Annotated in this window: 11 protein-coding genes, 1 tRNA gene and 1 pseudogene; 5 read left to right on the top strand and 8 right to left on the bottom strand. The window is 72.5% G+C overall.

Going from position 1 to position 19,134, the window contains the following annotated elements:
• Positions 1-79: 79 nt before the first annotated feature.
• Positions 80-2,464: an ABC transporter permease gene (locus ACZ7L0_RS35380; protein ID WP_471246650.1), complete on the bottom strand. Its 2,385-nt coding sequence runs from the start codon at positions 2,462-2,464 to the stop codon at positions 80-82.
• Positions 2,461-3,201: an ABC transporter ATP-binding protein gene (locus tag ACZ7L0_RS35385; RefSeq protein WP_471246651.1), complete on the bottom strand. Its 741-nt coding sequence runs from the start codon at positions 3,199-3,201 to the stop codon at positions 2,461-2,463. The genes ACZ7L0_RS35380 and ACZ7L0_RS35385 overlap by 4 nt, the downstream gene beginning before the upstream one ends.
• Before the next feature lie 215 nt (positions 3,202-3,416).
• On the opposite strand from ACZ7L0_RS35385, the gene ACZ7L0_RS35390 reads away from it, so the two are divergent.
• The gene (locus ACZ7L0_RS35390; protein ID WP_471246652.1) at positions 3,417-4,889 is read left to right on the top strand and encodes a sensor histidine kinase; all 1,473 of its coding nucleotides are present in this window, start codon (positions 3,417-3,419) and stop codon (positions 4,887-4,889) included.
• A complete protein-coding gene (locus tag ACZ7L0_RS35395; protein WP_471246653.1) occupies positions 4,886-5,554 on the top strand; it encodes a response regulator in 669 nt (222 codons plus the stop codon). The genes ACZ7L0_RS35390 and ACZ7L0_RS35395 overlap by 4 nt, the downstream gene beginning before the upstream one ends.
• Before the next feature lie 25 nt (positions 5,555-5,579).
• Here the strand turns inward: ACZ7L0_RS35395 and ACZ7L0_RS35400 are convergent, their stop codons facing one another.
• Positions 5,580-6,890 (bottom strand): UDP-glucose dehydrogenase family protein, encoded by a 1,311-nt coding sequence (locus ACZ7L0_RS35400; RefSeq protein WP_471246654.1) that lies wholly within the window; start codon positions 6,888-6,890, stop codon positions 5,580-5,582.
• Between the two features lie 303 nt (positions 6,891-7,193).
• Here ACZ7L0_RS35400 and ACZ7L0_RS35405 point away from each other — a divergent pair, with 303 nt between their 5' ends.
• The 3 genes and pseudogenes from ACZ7L0_RS35405 (at position 7,194) to ACZ7L0_RS35415 (ending at position 9,311) form a co-directional block, all read left to right on the top strand.
• Positions 7,194-7,412: a hypothetical protein gene (locus ACZ7L0_RS35405; RefSeq protein WP_471246655.1), complete on the top strand. Its 219-nt coding sequence runs from the start codon at positions 7,194-7,196 to the stop codon at positions 7,410-7,412.
• Positions 7,409-8,803, top strand: a complete 1,395-nt coding sequence (locus tag ACZ7L0_RS35410) for a glycosyltransferase (RefSeq protein WP_471246656.1) — start codon at positions 7,409-7,411, stop codon at positions 8,801-8,803. The genes ACZ7L0_RS35405 and ACZ7L0_RS35410 overlap by 4 nt, the downstream gene beginning before the upstream one ends.
• A gap of 146 nt (positions 8,804-8,949) precedes the next feature.
• Positions 8,950-9,311, top strand: a pseudogene (locus tag ACZ7L0_RS35415) (type II toxin-antitoxin system VapC family toxin).
• A gap of 410 nt (positions 9,312-9,721) precedes the next feature.
• On the opposite strand, the gene ACZ7L0_RS35420 reads toward ACZ7L0_RS35415, so the two are convergent.
• From ACZ7L0_RS35420 to topA, 5 genes are all read right to left on the bottom strand, one after another.
• A tRNA-Thr gene (locus tag ACZ7L0_RS35420) sits at positions 9,722-9,795 on the bottom strand.
• 120 nt (positions 9,796-9,915) lie between these two features.
• Entirely contained in the window at positions 9,916-11,526 is a 1,611-nt protein-coding gene (locus ACZ7L0_RS35425) for an alpha/beta hydrolase (protein WP_471246657.1), read from the bottom strand.
• Between the two features lie 112 nt (positions 11,527-11,638).
• Positions 11,639-12,844 (bottom strand): DNA polymerase III subunit delta', encoded by a 1,206-nt coding sequence (locus ACZ7L0_RS35430; protein ID WP_471246658.1) that lies wholly within the window; start codon positions 12,842-12,844, stop codon positions 11,639-11,641.
• 107 nt (positions 12,845-12,951) lie between these two features.
• Positions 12,952-16,164 carry a dTMP kinase gene (gene tmk / locus ACZ7L0_RS35435; protein ID WP_471246659.1) on the bottom strand — a complete coding sequence of 1,071 codons (3,213 nt, stop codon included), beginning with the start codon at positions 16,162-16,164 and terminating at the stop codon, positions 12,952-12,954.
• Positions 16,165-16,294: 130 nt separating this feature from the next.
• Entirely contained in the window at positions 16,295-19,111 is a 2,817-nt protein-coding gene (gene topA, locus ACZ7L0_RS35440) for a type I DNA topoisomerase (protein WP_471246660.1), read from the bottom strand.
• Positions 19,112-19,134: the final 23 nt, after the last annotated feature.

The raw sequence follows: 19,134 nt of genomic DNA on the forward strand, positions 1-19,134 counted from the left end.
CGGCGTCAGACGACGGGCGGGCGCCCCAGCCGGGCCGGCCGCCACACCGTCCGCCGACCGGATGCGTACGAGGGCCCGTTCATTCGCTGCGCAGCGCGCCGACGGTGTCCCCCCGGGCCGCCCACCCGGCCGGCAGCAGTGCTCCGGCGACCGCGATCACCAGTCCCCCGAGGGCGAGCAGGGCCAGTGTGGGTGCGTGGTAGACGGCGATGACCGACCGGGGCAGGGTCATGCCGACGGCGTCGCCCATGAGGGGGGTGACGTACCGGTGCAGGGCGACCCCGGCCGGGACCGCCGCCAACCCCGCGAGCAGGCCGACTGCGGCGACCGAGGTGACGACCATGGTCACGGTCTGGCGGGGGGTCATGCCCAGGGCCTTGAGGACGCCGAGGTCGTGGACGCGGTCGCGGGTGTCCAGGACGACCGTGTTGAGCACGCCCAGGCCCGCGACCGCGACGAGCATCAGGGTGAGCGTGCCGACCAGGGCGTCCATGGTCACGATCACCTCGGACGTGTCCCCGGTGTTGGCCAGGGCGACGGCCCCGGTCGGGTCGAGCGCGGTGTTGAGCGAGTCCAGGTAGGGCGCGAGGTCCGTGCCCGGCTTCGTCCGCACGGCGTAGCGGCCCGGCTTCGCGTCGAGTCCCAGGTCCGCGAGGGCCGAGGTCCCGGTCAGGAGTTCCATGCCCTCGCCCTCGGTGAAGAACGCCTCGCCGACGATCCGTACCGAGGTGTGCCGCCCCTGCTCCGTCAGGGTCACCGTGTCGCCGACGCGGATTCCGGCCGCCTTCAGGAAGCGGGTGGTGACCACCGCCTGACCCGGGCCGTCCAGCCAGCGACCGGAGACCATCCGGGGGGCGCCCCAGGAAGAGTCGCCCAGGTACGCGACCACGGTCGTGGCGCCGGTGACACCGGAGGCGCTCACCTCCGCCTGGGCGGTGCCGTAGAAGCGGTCGGTCCCCCGCTGGGCGCGGAGCGCGGCGGCGACCTCGGACGGTTCGGCCCTCTTCTCGCCGGGCCCGCCGTCCGCGGGGACCGCCTGGGCGCCGGGCGGGGCCTGCGAGCCGCCGGCCGCCACCACCACCGAACAGGCCGAGTCCAGCATGCGGCCCGACTGGACGGCCCCGAGCGTGAGCGCGAGCCCGACGCCGAAGGTGACGGTGGCGGCGCCGAAGGCGACCGCGGCAGCCGTCGTGGCCGCACGCGCCGGGCGGGCGAACGGGTGCGCCAGCCCGAGACCGACCGCGCGCGGCACCGGCAGCCGCCCGGCCGGCCGCCACGCCGGACGCCCCCGCCCGGCACCGGGCGTACGTCCGGCGGTGATCGCCTGTACGGTGCGCAGCCGGCCCGCGCGCAACGCGGGCGGCAGAGCGGCGAGCGCGACCAGGGCGAGGGCCGCGCCCGGCACGGCGACGTCGATCCACACCGGGATCGACGCCGACGGGCCGTCGAAGGCCTCGCCGACCTCACCGAGCACCGGCACGGCCAGCAGGTTCCCCAGCACCAGCCCCGGTCCGCAGCCCACCGCCGCCGGGATCAGCGCCTGCCCCACATAGGCCCGTACGACCTGCGCCGGGGTGAAGCCGAGCGACTTGAGGATGCCGATGCGCCGGGTCGCGGAACCGACGGCGCCGCTCACCACGATGCCGATGACCAGCACCGACAGCAGCAGTCCGAGGACCCCGAAGGCGGCCAGGAAGGGCACGAACGCCATCGCGTTGGCGGTCTCCTGCTGCCGGACGGTCAGATACGACTGAGCGGCGGTCATCGCGCCCTTCGGCACGGTCGCGCCGATCTCGGCCCGGTCGGCGGCCACTTCGGCGTCCGTGCCCGCGTGGCGGAAGCGGTACAGCATCTCGTACGTCGCCGTCCCGCCCCTCGCCGTGAGGGCCTCGGCCTGAGCCGGTGTCACCCAGGCGTCCGCGGTGCCCGTCACCGACCGGGCGACGCCGACCACGGTCAGCGTCGGGCTGCCCGGCGCTTCGGGAAGCGTCAGCCGGAAGCCCGGGCTCACCGGAAACCCGTCGTAGGCCAGCACGATCTCGCCCGGGCGGGTGGCCCAGACGCCCTCCACCAGGCCGACCCGGTCGACCGGGCCCGCGGCGGTCGACCGGCCGACCACGATCATCGGGGGCAGGTCGACACCGGCCGGGAGCATGTCGGAGGCCGAGGCCGTGCGGGGGCGTACGGAGAGGCTCCGGAAGGGGCCCGCCGCGTCGGTCACGCCGGGCGCGTGGGCGGTGGCCGCCAGCTTCCCGGCACTCACCTTCGTACCGTCGAACTGCGCGGTGAGGTGGGCGCCGTGCCGCTGGGCGAAGGCGCGGTCGAAAGGCGCCCGGGACGCGACGAGCAGCCCGGCGGCCAGAACCGAGGCGGTGACGGACATGAGGGTGGTCAGGATCAGCACGGCGGTCTGCACGCGGCGGCGCCCGACCCCGGCGCGGACCACCCGGGCGAGGGCGCTCATCGGGTCCTGCCCTCGGACGGCGCCTGTGACTGTGCCGGTCTCGGCCTTCGCGTGGGTCCGCTGTCCCGTACGATCCGGCCGTCCACGAGTTCCACGGTGCGGGTCGCGCAGGCGCGGGCGAGTCCCAGGTCGTGGGTGACCAGGACGACCGTCTGCCCTTCCGCGTTGAGGTCGGTCAGCAGTTCCCGGACGTCCGCGCCGGAGGCGGTGTCCAGCGCGCCCGTGGGCTCGTCGGCCAGCAGCAGGGCCGGACGGTTCATCAGGGCCCGGGCGACGGCGACACGTTGCCGCTCCCCGCCGGACAGAGTGCCGGGGTAGGCGTCGGCGTGCCGGTCGATGCGCAGGTACTCCAGCAGCCCGGCGGCGCGCCCGCGGGCCTCGGCCCTCGGCAGGCCCGCCAACTGGGCGGGCAGCAGGACGTTGTCGGTGACCGTGAGGTCGTCCAGGAGGTTGAAGAACTGGAAGACCATGCCGATCCTGCTCCGCCGGTACTCCGCCGACCTCGCCTCGCTCAGCGCGTCCACCCGCATCCCGTCGACCGTGACGCTGCCCGTGCTGGGCCGGTCGAGCCCGGCGATCAGGTTCAGCAGCGTCGACTTGCCGCCGCCGGACGGGCCGAGGACGGCGACCGACTCTCCGGCGCGCACGCTCAGCGTGACATCGGCCAGGGCCGGGGGGCCTTCCCCGTACGTCCTGGTCACCTCGCGGATGTCGATGACGGGGGTGGGCGTTGCCACGAGGCCTCCAGGAGTGGGTGGTTGGCGGAACGGCCCGAAGGTAGGGCGCGGGCGGTGACGGAGTCGTCGGCCGCGACGGCGAAACCGGCTGCCGTTCCCGGATGACCCGGCGGGCACGTCATCCCTGCGATGTAGGCGCGGGATGTAGCACTCTTCCGCGCTCGTCCGCAGCGGGAGGGATGTGGGCCGGTCCGGGGGATTGCCAGACTGGGCGCATGAGCGGGGCTGTGGGGGCGGGGATCGTGGAGCAGTGGCGGTCGGGGGTCGCCGCGGTGCTGCGCCGGGGGCCGCTGGGGCGGTGGGGTTCGCGGGCGCAGTGGAGTTGGCTGGCACGGTGGAGTCCGATCGCGCACCGGGGTCCGCTGCCGCGCCCGTCCCGGGGGATGTGGACGGCCGACGCGGTCCTCGCCGTCGTACTCGCCGTCTGCACGGTGGGCAGCGCCTATCGCGGGGGCAGCGGCGGGTTCCCGGTTCCGTCGGCGGTGGGGCGGGGGGCGGAGACGGGGCCGACGCTGCCGGAGCCGCCGGAGGTACCGGTGCCGGGGGCCGCACCCGGTGCTCCGAGTGCGCCGGTGAGCGGTGTGCGAGGTCTCGATCTCGGAGCCGTCCCGCCCGGGCAACTGGTCCTGGCGGCCCTGACGGCGTTGCCCCTGGTGCTGCGGAGGCGGTACCCGCTGGCCGCGTTCTGGGCGGTGACCGGCATGAGCCTGGCGTTCGACCGGCGCCTGGGCGGCGGCGACGCGACCGTGTACCCGTTCCTCTCCTGTGTGGTCGCCGCCTACAGCGCCGCGGTCTACAGCCCCCACCGGGCGGGCACCCTCGCCAGCCTGGTGGCCGGCGCCGGCCTGCTCGCCGCCTTCCACGACGACACCTTCCCGGCGCTCACACCCGGTCTGCTGCCGTTCCTCGCGCTGCTCGGAGTCGGGTTCGGGGCCAACGCCATGCACACCTGGAATCAGCGTCTACGCCTCCTGCGGGAGGAGCAGGAGACCGCCACCCGGCTGGCGGTCGACCGCGAACGCTCCCGTATCGCCAGGGAGTTGCACGACGTCGTCACCCACAATGTGAGCGTGATGGTCATCCAGGCGGGCGCGGCCCGCAAGGTGATGGACACCGCGCCCGACCGGGCCCGCGAGTCACTTCTCGCCGTCGAGGCCGGCGGGCGCACCGCGATGGCCGAACTGCGCCATGTCATGGGCCTGCTCACCATGGCCGCCACCGACTCGCCCGGGCAGGCCGGGGACACCGCCCCGGGCCAGGCCTCGGAAACCGACCTGGCTCCGCAACCGGGCCTCGGGCAGGTGGCCGCCCTCACCGACCGCGTGCGGGCGACCGGCGTCCCCGTCGAGGTCACGGTCACCGGCACCCCGGCGCCGCTGCCCGCCGGGGCCGACCTGGCCGCGTACCGCGTGGTGCAGGAGGCGCTGACCAACACCGTCAAGCACGCCGTCGGCGCCCGCGTCCGGGTCGCCATCGACCACTCCCCCGACGCCGTGCGCATCGAGGTGTCCGACACCGGCGGCACCTCCGCGACACCGGCCGGTCCCGGCGGCGGGCGTGGCCTGACCGGCCTGCGCGAACGCCTCGCCGTCTACGGCGGCACCCTCCAGGCGGGCGCACACCCCACCGGCGGCTTCCGGGTCCGCGCGGTCATCCCCATCGCGATACCGGCCCAGGAGCTCTCGTGACCGAACCGCCGCGCGTGGTGATCGCCGACGACCAGGCACTGGTCCGCACCGGCTTCGGCATGATCCTGACGGCGGACGGGATCGACGTCGTGGCCGAGGCCGCCGACGGGGACGAGGCGATCGAGGCGGTCCACCGCACCCGCCCGGACCTGGTCCTGATGGACATCCGGATGCCCGGCACCGACGGTCTGGAAGCCACGCGGCGCATCCTCTCCGGCACCGTGCCCGAGCCGCCCCGCGTCATCATGCTGACCACCTTCGACCTCGACCGCTACGTCTACGCCGCGCTCACCGCCGGTGCCAGCGGCTTCCTCCTCAAGGACGTCACCCCCGAACACCTCGTGGCCGCCGTCCGCCTCGCCCGCACCGGCGACGCGCTGCTCGCCCCGGCCATCACCAGACGCCTCGTCGAACGCTTCGTCACCCGCGGTCCCCACTCCCCCGCCCTCCACCGCGACCTGGCGGTGCTCACGCCCCGCGAACTCGAAGTACTGCACGCCCTTGGCACCGGCCTGAGCAACACCGAACTCGCCGCCCGCTTCCAGCTCAGCGAGGCGACCGTGAAGACTCACGTCGCCCGCATCCTCGCCAAACTCCGCCTGCGCGACCGCGCCCAGGCCGTGGTCGTGACCTATGAGACGGGGCTGATCGTGCCGGGGGCGTGAGGCCGCGGTGTCCGCGGTGTCCGTGTCAGGACACCGGTCGGAACGTGGCGCGTCCCACGCTGATGCAGGTGTAGCCGACGCGGGCGAGGGCCGCGGGGTCGAGCAGGTTGCGTCCGTCGAAGAGGACGGGGGTGCGCATCAGGTCCCGGGCCGCTTCCCAGTCGGTGTCGAGCAGTTGGGGCCACTCGGTGACGATGACGGCGGCGTCGGCGGCGGTGAGGGCCTCGGGGACGGTGGGCCGGCGTTCGGCCTGGTTCCAGGGCTGGGTGTCGGCCGGCCGGGCCATGGGGTCCCAGCAGGTGAGGGTGGCCCCTTCGGCGAGGAGGCGGGAGGCCAGTACGGTGCTGGGCGCCTCGCGCATGTCGTCGGTGCCGGCCTTGAAGGTCATACCGAGCAGGGCGATGCGCTTGTCACGCAGGGTGCCGAGTTCGGTCTTGAGGCGCTGAACGGCGCGGCGGGGCTGCAGATCGTTGATCTCGATGACGGCGTTGAGGAGCTGGAAGGAGTAACCGGAGTTGCTGGCCATGGCGCGCAGGGCGCGGGAGTCCTTGGGGAAGCAGGACCCGCCGTAGCCGAGGCCCGCGTTGAGGAAATGACGGCCCAGGCGATGGTCGAGACCGACGGCGTCGGCGACGCGCGTGACATCGGCTCCCGTCGCCTCGCAGACGGTGGCGATCTCGTTGATGAAGGTGATCTTCGTGGCGAGCAGGGCGTTGGAGGCGAGCTTCACCATCTCGGCGGAGGCGACGTCCATCGTCTGCACGGGGCCGTCGATGCCGGCGTGCAGGCCGGTCAGCAACTGCGCGGTGGCGGGGTCGTCAGTGCCGATGACGATGCGGTCGGGGTGGAGGAAGTCCGTGACGGCCCGGCCCTCGGCGGTGAACTCGGGGTTGGAGGCGTAGCCGACGTGGCCGAGGCCCGCCTCGTCCAGCGCGGTGCGCACGCGGGCGCCGGTGCCCACGGGAACGGTGGACTTCACGACGACCGCGGCCAGGTGCGTCGCCTCCCGCAGACTGTCGATGACGGACCAGACGCGCGAGAGGTCGGCGTCACCGGAGGCGGTGGGCGGCGTGTCGACGCAGATGTAGGCGACATGGGCGTCGCGGACGGCTTCGGCGGCGTCGAGCGTGTACGTCAGGAGCTCTTTGTTCTCGGCGAGCAGATCGCCGAGTCCCGGTTCGTAGATGGGTACGTCCCCCGCCTGAAGCAGCCGGACGCGCTCGGGCTGGATGTCGCGGACGGTGACGCGGTGGCCCAGGTGCGCGAAGCAGGCGGCGGTGACCAGGCCGATGTATCCGGCACCGAAGACGGCGATGTTGCGGGCGCTGCCCTGCATGAAGGGGCTCCAATGCGGTGAGGAGGCGGTGCTGCGTGGGGCAGGCGGGCGGACGCCTCAAGTGCGTGCGTGTGGCGGAAAAAAGCCGCAGCCGCAGCCATGGCGAAAGGGCTGCCGACCATCTGTGGCCATGCCAACGAAATGAGCTTACGGGCACTCATGACGCCGTTACCTGCACGGTTGTCTCCACGTGATCTTCTCGTGACTAAGTACCACTTTCAAATACTTGCGTGCTATACACATCTCTCACAGGATCTTCACCTGGCCTGTTCTTGATGGTTTCTCATCTCCTTGGGGGGAGTCATGTCCGGACACGGACAGCTTGCGCAGACCGGTATGCCCGCCATCGTCATCGGCGGCATCACCTACCCGCTGGGCGGCTGGATGGTCGCCGCCGCGGTCGCCGTGGTCCTCGGCGCCATCCTCGTGGTGCGCTTCAACTACCGCCGCGGCCTGACGGCCGGTCAGGGCACCACCGGTCAGGGCGGTGCGGTGCAGAATCGTTTCTTCCGCCGCCGGTGAGCACACGTCACACCGAAGGACCGGTGCTGTCGGCCCATCAGCACCGGTCCGCGACGGTCCTGATGGGGATCGTCGTCATGCTCGCGGCCGCCGCCTGGGCGGGCTACCACGCGCTCAGCGCGTTCGCGCACACCGGCCACAGCCAGAACCGGCTGACCGTCGTCTGGGCCTCACTGTTCCTGATCTTCCTGCTGCAGACGTTCATGTACCACCTGGAACGCCCGCGGCAGCTCACCTCGCGTATCGCCCGGCAGCTCGACGGCCTGCACGTGGCCATCCTGGTGCCCGTCTACAACGAGGACCCCGGCTACCTCCGGCTCGGACTCGAGTCCTTCCTGCGCCAGACCCGCAGGCCCGACTCCGTCCACATCGTCGACGACGGCTCCACCAACACCGAATACGCCGAGGTCCGCCTCTGGTGGGAAGAGGCCGCACACCACGCCGGCATCGCCACCACCTGGCAGCGCGTGCCCAACGGGGGCAAGCGTCACGCTCAGGCGCACGCCGTACGTGTCAGCCCCGAGGCCGACATCTACATCACCTGCGACAGCGACAGCTGTTTCGCGCCCGCCGCACTCGAACAGGCCCTCATCCCGTTCTCCCGCGCCCGTGTGCAGTCGGTGGCGGGGATCGTCATCGCCACCAACAACCGCGCCAACTGGCTCGTGCGCATCACCGACCTGTGGTTCGTCGTCTGCCAGCTCGTCGACCGCTCCGGCCAGTCCGCGGTCGGTGCCGTCATGGTCAACTCCGGTCCGCTGGCCGCCTACCGGGCCGGCATCATCCGCGACAACCTCGACGGATACCTCAACGAGACGTTCATGGGCCGGCCCGTGAACTTCTCCGACGACAGCATGCTCACCCTCTACGCCCAGGAGCGCGGACTGACCGTCCAGCAGCCCTCGGCGATCTGCTTCACCGCCATGCCGGAGAAGTGGTCCCACTTCAACCGCATGTACCTGCGCTGGATGCGCGGTTCCACCATCCGCTCCATCTGGCGGATGCGCTACCTCAGCCCCGCGCGCCCCGCGTTCTGGCTGCACGCCATGCGATGGATCCAGATGGTCCTCACCCAGATGGTCACCGTCTGGATGCTCGTCGTCGAACCCCTCGCCTACGGCAACCTGCCGCCCCGGAGCATGCTGGTCGTACCGTTCCTCATCGGCTGGGCACAGGGCCTGCGCTACCTGAGCATCATCCGCTCCGACGAACGCATCCGCTCCCGCGCACTGACCTGGCTGGCCATGCCCGCGGCCATCATCCTGGCCTGGACCGTCCTGCGCTGGCTGCGCTGGTACGGCATCGCGACCTGCGCCAAGACCGGCTGGGGAACCCGCCAGAACGGCGCCGAAGTCACCCTCACCGGCGCCGTCCCGACCACCCCGGCCTGACCCGGCCCCCCCCACACCGCCTCGAAGCGCCCGTCCACATCCCCGGACGGGCGCTTCGGCTTGCCGTGATCATTTGACGGCCCGCGTGACAAAACCGCCAAGCGGGCCATCCTGCGCGGGGACAAGGCCGGCCCGGTGGACGCCGCGTGAGCGGCACGCTCGTCCCGGACTGCGAAGGGCTGTCCAAACTGGTACGACGCACCCCCGGCTCACCGAATGGCTGGCTGCCGCCGAGGCCGAGGACATCCGCGTCATCACCAGCTCGGTCACCCTCGTCGAGGCCCGTGACCCCAAGACAAACCAGGCCCGCTTCGACTACGCCGTCTCCCCCGTGAACATCATCCCGCCCACCGAAGCCATCGCCCGCCGAGCCGGCAATCTCCTCGCCGCAGCCGGACCCCACGGCCACGAGTACGCCCTCGACTCGATCGTGGTCACCGTCCTGACCTCGGACCCCGAGGACCTCCTCATGCTGTGCGGCCCGGGCGTCCACGTCATCAAGGTCTGACACAGTTTGTTAACGTGCGACCCGTGACAGCTGATGAACGTGAAAAACCTGACACGGAGCACGAGTTAGCGGCGTCTCCGGAGAGCTGGGCGGGCCTGGGCCCGGTCGGCGGCTTCCTCTTGATGCTCTCTGGACTCGGACTGCTCCTTTGGGGGTTCCTGGGCCGGCCCAGCTCCAACCCTTCACTGATCTACCAGGCCGCGAAGGTCGTGGCGATCGGCCTGGTGGTCACCGGTACCACTCTGGTGGCACGCCGACGCGACTCGTCACGGCGCCCCGACACAGAGACAGAGCCTCCGCCACGGTCGTGACACGTACCGGCCCGAGCCGGAGATCTGGCCCGCGCCCGCCGCCGCGTCCGCTGAACGAGAAAGCCCAGCTCAGACAATGTCTGGGCTGGGCTTAGAAAGAGCCGCTTTCGGGATTCGAACCCGAGACCTACGCATTACGAGTGCGTTGCTCTGGCCATCTGAGCTAAAGCGGCGCGCTGTCCGCACTATGGTGCGATCAGCAACGTCGGTAAGTCTACACAGTTTCCGGGGGTGCTTCGTACACGCCCCGGGGCGGGGGCCGCCGGGGCGTGTGGTGGGGGTGTGGGCTGGGGTTATGTGCAGCGCTTGCCCTGGGCGGGGGGCGTGCCGTGGAGGAGGTAGGTGTCGATGGCGGAGTCGATGCAGGTGCTGCCGCGGCCGTAGGCGGTGTGGCCGTCGCCGACGTAGGTGAGGAGGCGGGCCGAGGCGAGCTGGTGGGAGAGGGACTGGGCCCAGCGGTAGGGGGTGGCGGGGTCCCGGGTGGTGCCGACCACGACGATCGGGGCGGCACCCTTGGCCTCGATGCGGTGCGGTGCGCCGGTGGGCTTCACCGGCCAGTACGCGCAGTTCAGGGAGGCCCAGGCCAGGCCCTCGCCGAAGGCCGGGGACGCCTTCTCGAAGGCGGGGAGGGACTTCTTCACCTGGTCGGCGTCGGCGAAGGAGGCCGGCAGGTCCAGGCAGTTCACGGCGGCGTTGGCGGCCATCAGGTTCGTGTAGCGGCCGTCGGGGTCGCGCTCGTAGTAGCTGTCGGAGAGGGCCAGCAGCCCCGTGCCGTCGTTCTTCTTCATGGCCGAGGTCAGCGCCTCGCGCAGCTGTGGCCAGGTCGCCTCGTCGTACATCGCGGCGATCACCCCGGTGGTGGCGAGGGACTCGCCGAGCTTGCGGCCGCCCGGGTCGCCGGCGGGGATGGGATGGGCGTCGAGCTTGCGGAAGAAGGCCTTGAGGTTGTCGCCGACCTGGGCGGGCGTCGTGCCCCGGTGGCCGAGCGGGCAGTCGCTCTGGCGTACGCAGTCCTTCGCGAAGGCCTGGAAGGCCGTCTCGAAGCCCGCCGTCTGGTCCAGGTTCAGGCGGCGCGCGGAGAGGGAGGGGTCCATCGCGCCGTCCAGGACCATCCGGCCCACGCGCTTGGGGAAGAGGCCCGCGTACGTCGCCCCGAGGAACGTCCCGTACGACGCCCCCACGTAGTTCAGCTTCGGGTCGCCGAGCACGGCCCGCAGGATGTCCATGTCCCGGGCCGCCTCCACGGTGGAGACGTGCCGGAGCAGTCCGGCTTCGTGCGCACCGCAGCCCTCGGCGAACTTCTTGTACGCCTTGACCAGCGCGTCCGTCTCCTTCTGGTCGTCAGGGGTGACGTCCGTCTGGGTGTACACGTCCATCTGCCGTCCGCCGAGGCACTCGACGGGCTCGCTGCGGGCGACGCCGCGCGGATCCATCGCGACCATGTCGTAGCGGGCGCGGACCTCGGCCGGGTAGCCGATCCCGGCGTACTGCTGCAGATAGCCGATCGCCGAGCCGCCCGGCCCGCCCGGGTTGACCTGCAGCGAGCCGAGCGGTCTGCCCTTGCCGGTGGCCTTCTTGCGGGCGACGGCGAGCTTGACGTCGCCCGAACCCGGTTTGGCGTAGTCCAGGGGGGCCTTCATGGTCGCGCACTGGAAGCCGGGGACACCGCAGTCGCGCCAGGTCAGCTTCTGCGCGTAGTACGGCTCGAGGGCGGACGGCGTGGCAGTGGGCAGCGCGGCGAGGGCCGCCTCGGCCGTGCCGTCGGGCGCGCTCCTCGCGCTGCCCGTGGAGCAGCCGGAGACGAGCAGCGCGGCGGCCACGAGGAGGGGTGCGGCCACCCTCTTGGTGGTGCGGGGGATCTGGGCGGTCGGGACGGTCGGGCGGAGGATTCGCCTGAGGTGCATCAGGCGAGCGTAACGTTGTGTCATGGATCGGATGCCCTACGTGTGCGCCATGCCTCGTACGGGTGAAGTCGTCATCCCGTACGGGTGCTGTCGTCATCCTCTGTGCGATCGGTCACCCCGCTCTCAGCGCCATCGTCATCGCCTCCACCGCCAGCAGCGGCGTCACATTGCGGTCGAGGGCCTCGCGGCAGGCGGCGATCGCCTCGATGCGGCGGAGGGTGGACTCCGGTGAGCTGCCCCGGGCGATCCGGTCCAGTGAGTCCTCGGCGTCCGCGTTGGCGATCGCCACACGGGAGCCGAGCTGGAGGGCGAGGACGTCGCGGTAGAAGGCGGTGAGGTCACCCAGGGCGACGTCCAGGCTGTCACGCTGCGTGCGTGTGCGGCGCCGCTTCTGCATGTCCTCCAGGTCCTTCATCACGCCCGCCGTACCCCGCGGCAGCCGCCCGCCCTGGGCCGCGCCGAGGGCCGCCTTCAGCTCCTCGGTCTCCTTGCCGTCCGTCTCCTCGGCGAGCTGCTTGGCGTCCTCGGCCGCCGCGTCGACCAGCTCCTGGGCGGCCTTGAGGCAGGCGCCGACCTCGTCGAGGCGCAGCGGCAGCTTCAGCACGGCGGAACGGCGCTCGCGGGCGGCCGGGTCGACGGCCAGGCGGCGGGCCCGGTCGACATGGCCCTGGGTGGCGCGGGCCGCCGCGGCGGCCACGCCCGGCTCGACGCCCTCGCGTCGTACGAGCATGTCGGCGACCGCGTCGACCGAGGGTGTGCGCAGGGTGAGGTGGCGGCAGCGGGAGCGGATGGTGGGCAGGACGTCCTCGATCGAGGGCGCGCACAGGAGCCAGACGGTGCGCGGGGCGGGCTCCTCCACGGCCTTGAGGACGGCGTTGGCCGACTTCTCGTTCAGCCGCTCGGCGTCCTCGACGAGGATGATCTGCCAGCGGCCGTTCGCCGGCGCGGTGAACGACTTGCGGACCGTGTCCCGCATGTCCCTCACCAGGATCTCGGCACCGACCGCGGCGACCGTGGAGACGTCCGCGTGGGTGCCGACCAGCGCCGTGTGGCAGCCGTCGCAGAAGCCGCAGCCGGGGGACCCGCCAAGTGCGCGGTCGGGGCTCACGCACTGCAGCGCGGCGGCGAAGGCCCGCGCCGCCTGGTTGCGGCCCGCGCCGGGCGGTCCGGTGAACAGCCAGGCGTGCGTCATCCTCGACGCCTCCGGCACGGGCATGTCGGCGGCGGCCGCGGTGACGAGGGCGTCGGCGTCCCGAGCCGCGCCGTCGAGCAGCGCGGCCACCTTCTCCTGCCCGACGAGGTCGTCCCACACGGTCACGGGTCACGCCGCCCTTTCGTCACGTTTCACCTTGCGGAATCCATTGTGCGGGGCGGCACTGACAAACGCGGGACGACGACGGGGTGCGGGCCCGCGGGCGGAGGGGCTCAGCGCCCCCGGCCCCGCCTGCGTCCCCGGCCCTCGTCGGGCTCGTCGTCGTCCTGACGCGGTCCGAGCAGTTCGTCCGCCAGCGTCGGCAGGTCGTCCAAGGGCGTCTCCTCGGCCCAGTCGGACCGTGTCCGCCGTCGCGGCGCCCCGTCCTCACCGACCTGCGGCAGCTCCCTCGTACGGCCCTCGGAGCCGTCGGGCCCCGCCGCCGGCCGCTCGTCGCGGAAGAACCCCGGCGGCACCCGGCCCGCGGGATCCTCGTCCCGCACCGGAGGCAGTACGGCCGTCTCATCGGCGGCCCCCGGAGGCACCGGGGGCAGTACGGCGGTCTCGTCCGCGGCGCCCGGAGGCACCGGCGGCAGCACGGCCGTCTCGTCCGCCGCTCCGGCGGCCGGCGGCTGCGGCAGCTCCGCCGTCACCTCGGAGTCGGCGCCGGCACCGGGCCCGCCGGAGGCGCCCCGGTCCCTGACCGGCCGCAGTACGGCCGTCTCCTCCACCGGTCCACCCGACGCGTTCGTCGGCGTCACGACGGGCGTGGGCACGGTCACCGCCTCCGGCGGCACCGCGGCGTCGTCGGGCGCCACCGGACGCGGCCCGGCCTGCGCCTCGGCCGCGGCCCGCTCGGCCGCCCTGCGGGCCTCCTCGGCCCGCAGCAGCGCCTCCTCGGCCTTCTGCTGCTTCTCCAGGCGCCGCGCCTCGGCCTCGGCGCGCAGCCGGGCCTCCTCCTCGGCCTGCTTGCGCCGCCGCTCCTCCTCGGCCCTGCGCCGGGCCTCCTCCTCGGCGCGGGCCTTCTCCTCGGCGAGGAGCCGGGCCCGCTCCTCCTCGGCACGCCTGCGCGCCTCCTCGGCCCGCTGCCGGGCCTCCTCCGCCTGCCGCTCGGCCTCGCGCCGCTGCGCCTCCTCCAGCTCGCGCCGCTTGCGCTCCTCCTCCTCGGCACGCAGCCGGGCGAGCTGCTCCTGGCGCTCGCGCTCCAGGCGCTCCTCCTCGGCCTTGCGGGCGGCCTCCTCCTCGGCCCTGCGGCGGGCCTCCTCCTCGGCCTTCTTCCGCGCCTCCTCCTGGGCCTTCACCTCTGCCTCGGACAGCGGCAGCATCTGGTCGAGGCGGTGCCGGACGACCGTGGTCACCGCCTCGGGCTCCTGCCCGGCGTCCACGACCAGGTACCGGCCGGGGTCGGCGGAGGCCAGCGTGAGGAAACCGGAGCGCACGCGCGCGTGGAACTCGGCCGGCTCCGACTCCAGCCGGTCCGGCGCCTCCGTGAAGCGCTCCCGGGCGGTCTCCGGCGCGACGTCCAGCAGCACCGTCAGGTGCGGGACCAGGCCGTTGGTCGCCCACCGCGAGATCCGCGCGATCTCGGTCGGGGACAGATCGCGGCCCGCGCCCTGGTAGGCCACCGACGAGTCGATGTACCGGTCGGAGATCACGACGGCCCCCCGCTCCAGCGCGGGCCGTACGACGGTGTCGACGTGCTCCGCCCGGTCGGCGGCGTACAGCAGCGCCTCCGCGCGGTGCGACAGGCCCGCCGACGACACGTCCAGCAGGATGGAGCGCAGCCGCTTGCCCACCGGCGTCGCCCCGGGTTCGCGGGTGAGCACGACCTCGTGGCCCTTGGCGCGGATCCACTCCGCGAGGGCCTCGGCCTGGGTGGACTTGCCGGCGCCGTCGCCGCCCTCCAGGGCGATGAAGAAGCCGGACGCCGCGGGCACCTGCGCGGGGTCGTCGCCGCCGAGCAGCGCGTCCCGCAGGTCGTGCCGCAGCGGCACCCCGGAGCGGTCGTCGACCTTGGCCAGCACCAGCGCGGCCACCGGCAGCAGCAGCGCGCCGACCAGCATCAGGGTGAAGGCCGCGCCGCCGTGCGCGAACACGAACTTGCCGTTCTCCAGGCGGTGCGGGCCGATGAGTGCCGCCACCAGGGGCGCGATCAGCGCGCCGAGCGCCACGAAGACCCGTACGACGGCGTGCAGGTGTTCGGTCGTGCGCGGGCGGCGGTACTCCTCGGTCTCCTGGTCGAGGAGCGTGTGCCCGGTGTTGGCGGCCACGCCCGCGCCGACGCCTGCCAGCGCCGCGATCAGCAGCACGCTGGTGACGTCCGGGACGAGTCCGGCGGCGAGCAGCGCGACTCCGGTGAAGGCGATCGCCAGTGCCAGCAGCCGGCGGCGGGAGAGCGCGGGCAGGACGGCGGGCGCCGTACGGATGCCGACGACGACTCCGCCGGTCAGCGCGAGCACCAGCAGCCCGTACAGCACCGGGCCGCCGCCCAGGTCCTTGGCGTCCAGCACGGCCACGGCCACCGCGGCGGAGATCGCTCCGGCGACGGCGGCGCAGGCGGGGACGAGCAGCGGCAGCGCGCCCGTGCGGCCCTTGTCGACGCCCGTGCCCGTCTTGGGGCGGCGCAGTCCCTCGAGCGGGGACCGCGCGCGGGGGGTGCGTGTCGCGGGCAGTTCCAGGGCGGTCAGCACGGACAGGGAGGCGGCGAACAGCCCGGCCGCCACGTACGACCCGAGGGCCGCCTGGTGCTGGGCGAACCAGTCGATCCCGGCGCCCAGCAGGTTGTTGATCAGCGCCGCGACGACGAGGGCGGCGGCCGCGAGGGGGACCGCCACGAAACTGGTGCGCAGCGACAGCCGGCGCAGGGCGTCCATGTGGTCGGGCAGCGGCCGTACCGTCGCGCCCTCCGGGGGCGGGGCGGGCAGCAGGGCCGGGGCGGCGCTCTCCCGGCACACGGTCCAGAAGCGCTCGGCGACCCCGATGACGAAGGCGGTGACCAGCAGGACCGCCAGCGCGTTGGCCGGGGTCCAGTCGATCCACAGCGGGGCGACGATCAGCAGCGCGGCGCGCAGTCCGTCGGCGCCCACCATGGTCCAGCGGCGGTCGAGCGGACCGTCCTGGGAGGTCAGGGAGGTGAGCGGGCCGAGGAGGACGGCGCCGAAGAGCAGGGTCGCCAGGATGCGCGCCGCGAAGACGGTCGCCACTGCGAACGCCACGCCCCGGTAGCCGCCGCCGAAAGAGCCCTCGGCGATCGCCGCCTGGAGGGCGAGGACGACCAGCACGAGGAGTGCGAGGGTGTCACCGACACCGCTCACGAGCTGTGCGCTCCACAGCCGCCTCAGCTGCGGTCGGCGCAGCAGCGCACGGACGGCGCGCTCACGGGAGTCCGCCACCAGGGTGTCGTCGGGGGCCGGGTTGTGGGCCGTAGGCTGCTCGGCTCGCGTCATGCTTTCAGCCTATCGGGAGCGGCTGACAGCCCGCCGCGACCGTCCGAACGTGCGCACGCCCCGACACCAAAGTGATGCCGGGGCGTTCGTTTCGCGAAGCCGCCGTGAAGGATTCGTGCGTGACGAGCCCTCAGTCCTCCGCCTTGGCGGCCGTCGCCTTCTTCGCGGTGGTCTTCTTGGCGGTGGTCTTCTTCGCGGCCGTGGTCGTCTTCTTCGCGGCCGTCTTCTTGGCGGCGGTCTTCTTCGCCGGGGTGGCCTTCTTCGCGGGCGCCTTCTTCGCCGTCTTCTTGGCGGGCGCCTTCGCCCGCTTCTCGGCGAGCAGTTCGAAGCCGCGCTCCGGGGTGATCGTCTCGACGCTGTCGCCGGAGCGCAGGGTCGCGTTGGTCTCCCCGTCCGTGACGTACGGCCCGAAGCGGCCGTCCTTGACGACGACCGGCTTGCCGCTGACCGGGTCCTCGCCCAGCTCCTTCAGCGGCGGCTTGGCGGCGGCCCGCCCACGCTGCTTGGGCTGGGCGTAGATCGCCTGCGCCTCTTCCAGCGTGATGGTGAAGAGCTGGTCCTCGGTCTGCAGCGAGCGCGAGTCGGTGCCCTTCTTCAGGTACGGACCGTAGCGGCCGTTCTGCGCGGTGATCTCCACGCCGTCGGCGTCGGTGCCGACGACGCGCGGCAGCGACATCAGCTTGAGCGCGTCCTGCAGCGTGACCGTGTCCAGGGACATCGACTTGAACAGCGAGGCCGTACGCGGCTTGACGGCGTTCTTGCCGGTCTTCGGGGTGCCCTCGGGGAGCACCTCGGTGACGTACGGGCCGTAGCGGCCGTCCTTGGCGATGATCTGGTGACCGCTCTCCGGATCGGTGCCCAGCTCGAAGTCGCCGCTCGGCTTGGCGAGCAGTTCCTCCGCCAGCTCGACGGACAGCTCGTCCGGCGCCAGGTCCTCCGGGATGTCCGCGCGCTGGTGGTTCTCGGAGTCCTTCTCGCCGCGCTCGATGTACGGGCCGTACCGGCCGACCCGCAGCACGATGTCGTTGCCCACGGGGAACGACGACACCTCGCGCGCGTCGATCGCGCCCAGGTCGGTCACCAGTTCCTTGAGGCCGCCGAGGTGGTCGCCGTCGCCGTTGCCGGCGTCGGCCGCGGGGCCCGCGACCGTGCCCTCGCCGAAGTAGAACCGCTTCAGCCACGGCACGGCCTGGGCCTCGCCGCGCGCGATGCGGTCGAGGTCGTCCTCCATCCGGGCGGTGAAGTCGTAGTCGACGAGCCGCCCGAAGTGCTTCTCCAGGAGGTTGACCACGGCGAAGGACAGGAAGGAGGGCACCAGGGCGGTGCCCTTCTTGAACACGTAGCCGCGGTCGAGGATCGTGCCGATGATCGACGCGTACGTCGACGGGCGGCCGATCTCGCGCTCTTCCAGCTCCTTGACCAGCGAGGCCTCGGTGTAGCGGGCCGGGGGCTTGGTGGCGTGCCCGTCGACCGTGATCTCCTCGGCGGACAGCGCGTCGCCCTCGTCGACCTGGGGCAGCCGGCGCTCGCGGTCGTCCAGCTCGGCGTTCGGGTCGTCGGCGCCCTCGACGTAGGCCTTGAGGAAGCCGTGGAAGGTGATCGTCTTGCCGGAGGCGGTGAACTCGACGTCCCGGCCGTCGGCGGCGGTGCCGCCGATCTTCACCGTCACGCTGTTGCCCGTCGCGTCCTTCATCTGGGAGGCGACGGTCCGCTTCCAGATCAGTTCGTAGAGCTTGAACTGGTCGCCGGTCAGGCCGGTCTCGGCAGGGGTGCGGAAACGATCACCCGAGGGGCGGATCGCCTCGTGCGCCTCCTGGGCGTTCTTGACCTTCCCGGCGTACGTGCGCGGCGTCTGGGGCAGGTAGTCGGCGCCGTACAACTGCGTGACCTGGGCGCGAGCCGCGGTGATGGCGGTGTCGCTCAGCGTCGTGGAGTCCGTACGCATGTACGTGATGTAGCCGTTCTCGTACAGCTTCTGCGCGACCTGCATGGTGGCCTTCGCGCCGAAGCCGAGCTTGCGGCTGGCCTCCTGCTGCAGCGTCGTCGTACGGAACGGGGCGTACGGCGAGCGGCGGTACGGCTTGGACTCGACGGACCGCACGGAGAAGCGGGTGTTCTCCAGGGCGGCGGCGAGGGCGCGGGCGTTCGCCTCGTCGAGGTGGAGGGTGTTCGCGCTCTTCAGTTGTCCCAGGGAGTCGAAGTCGCGGCCCTGCGCGACTCGCCTGCCGTCGACGGTCTGCAGGCGGGCGACCAGCGACGACGGGTCCGACGCGTCCCCCGCGCGGCCGGTCGCGAAGGTGCCCGTCAGGTCCCAGTACTCAGCGGAACGAAACGCGATGCGCTCGCGTTCCCGCTCCACCACGAGTCGAGTGGCGACCGACTGGACGCGGCCCGCCGACAGGCGCGGCATGACCTTCTTCCACAGCACCGGCGAGACCTCGTAGCCGTAGAGGCGGTCGAGGATGCGGCGGGTCTCCTGGGCGTCGACCATGCGCTGGTTGAGGTCGCGCGGGTTGGCGACGGCCTCGCGGATCGCGTCCTTGGTGATCTCGTGGAAGACCATCCGCTTGACCGGGACCTTGGGCTTGAGGACCTCCAGGAGGTGCCACGCGATGGCCTCGCCCTCGCGGTCCTCATCGGTGGCGAGGAAGAGCTCGTCGGAGTCCTTCAGCAGGTCCTTGAGCTTCTTGACCTGGGCCTTCTTGTCAGCGTTGACGACATAGATCGGCTCGAAGTCGTGTTCGACGTCCACGCCGAGGCGGCGGACCTCGCCGGTGTACTTCTCGGGCACCTCCGCGGCGCCGTTGGGGAGGTCGCGGATGTGCCCGACGCTCGCTTCGACGACGTAGCCGGGGCCGAGGTAGCCCTTGATCGTCTTCGCCTTGGCAGGCGACTCGACGATGACGAGTCGGCGGCCGCCCTGTGCGGTCTCGCTGGTCGGGGACAACTTCGCTCTTCTCTCCGGTCGAC

The sequence above is a fragment of the Streptomyces sp. NPDC039424 genome, assembly GCF_055639495.1.

Coding starts and splice junctions, on each gene's coding strand:
- ACZ7L0_RS35425 (WP_471246657.1), bottom strand. CDS start 11,526: ATGCACCTCAGGCGAATCCTCCGCCCGACCGTCCCGACCGCCCAGATC.
- ACZ7L0_RS35380 (WP_471246650.1), bottom strand. CDS start 2,464: ATGAGCGCCCTCGCCCGGGTGGTCCGCGCCGGGGTCGGGCGCCGCCGC.
- tmk (WP_471246659.1), bottom strand. CDS start 16,164: ATGACGCGAGCCGAGCAGCCTACGGCCCACAACCCGGCCCCCGACGAC.
- ACZ7L0_RS35400 (WP_471246654.1), bottom strand. CDS start 6,890: ATGCAGGGCAGCGCCCGCAACATCGCCGTCTTCGGTGCCGGATACATC.
- ACZ7L0_RS35390 (WP_471246652.1), top strand. CDS start 3,417: ATGAGCGGGGCTGTGGGGGCGGGGATCGTGGAGCAGTGGCGGTCGGGG.
- ACZ7L0_RS35405 (WP_471246655.1), top strand. CDS start 7,194: ATGTCCGGACACGGACAGCTTGCGCAGACCGGTATGCCCGCCATCGTC.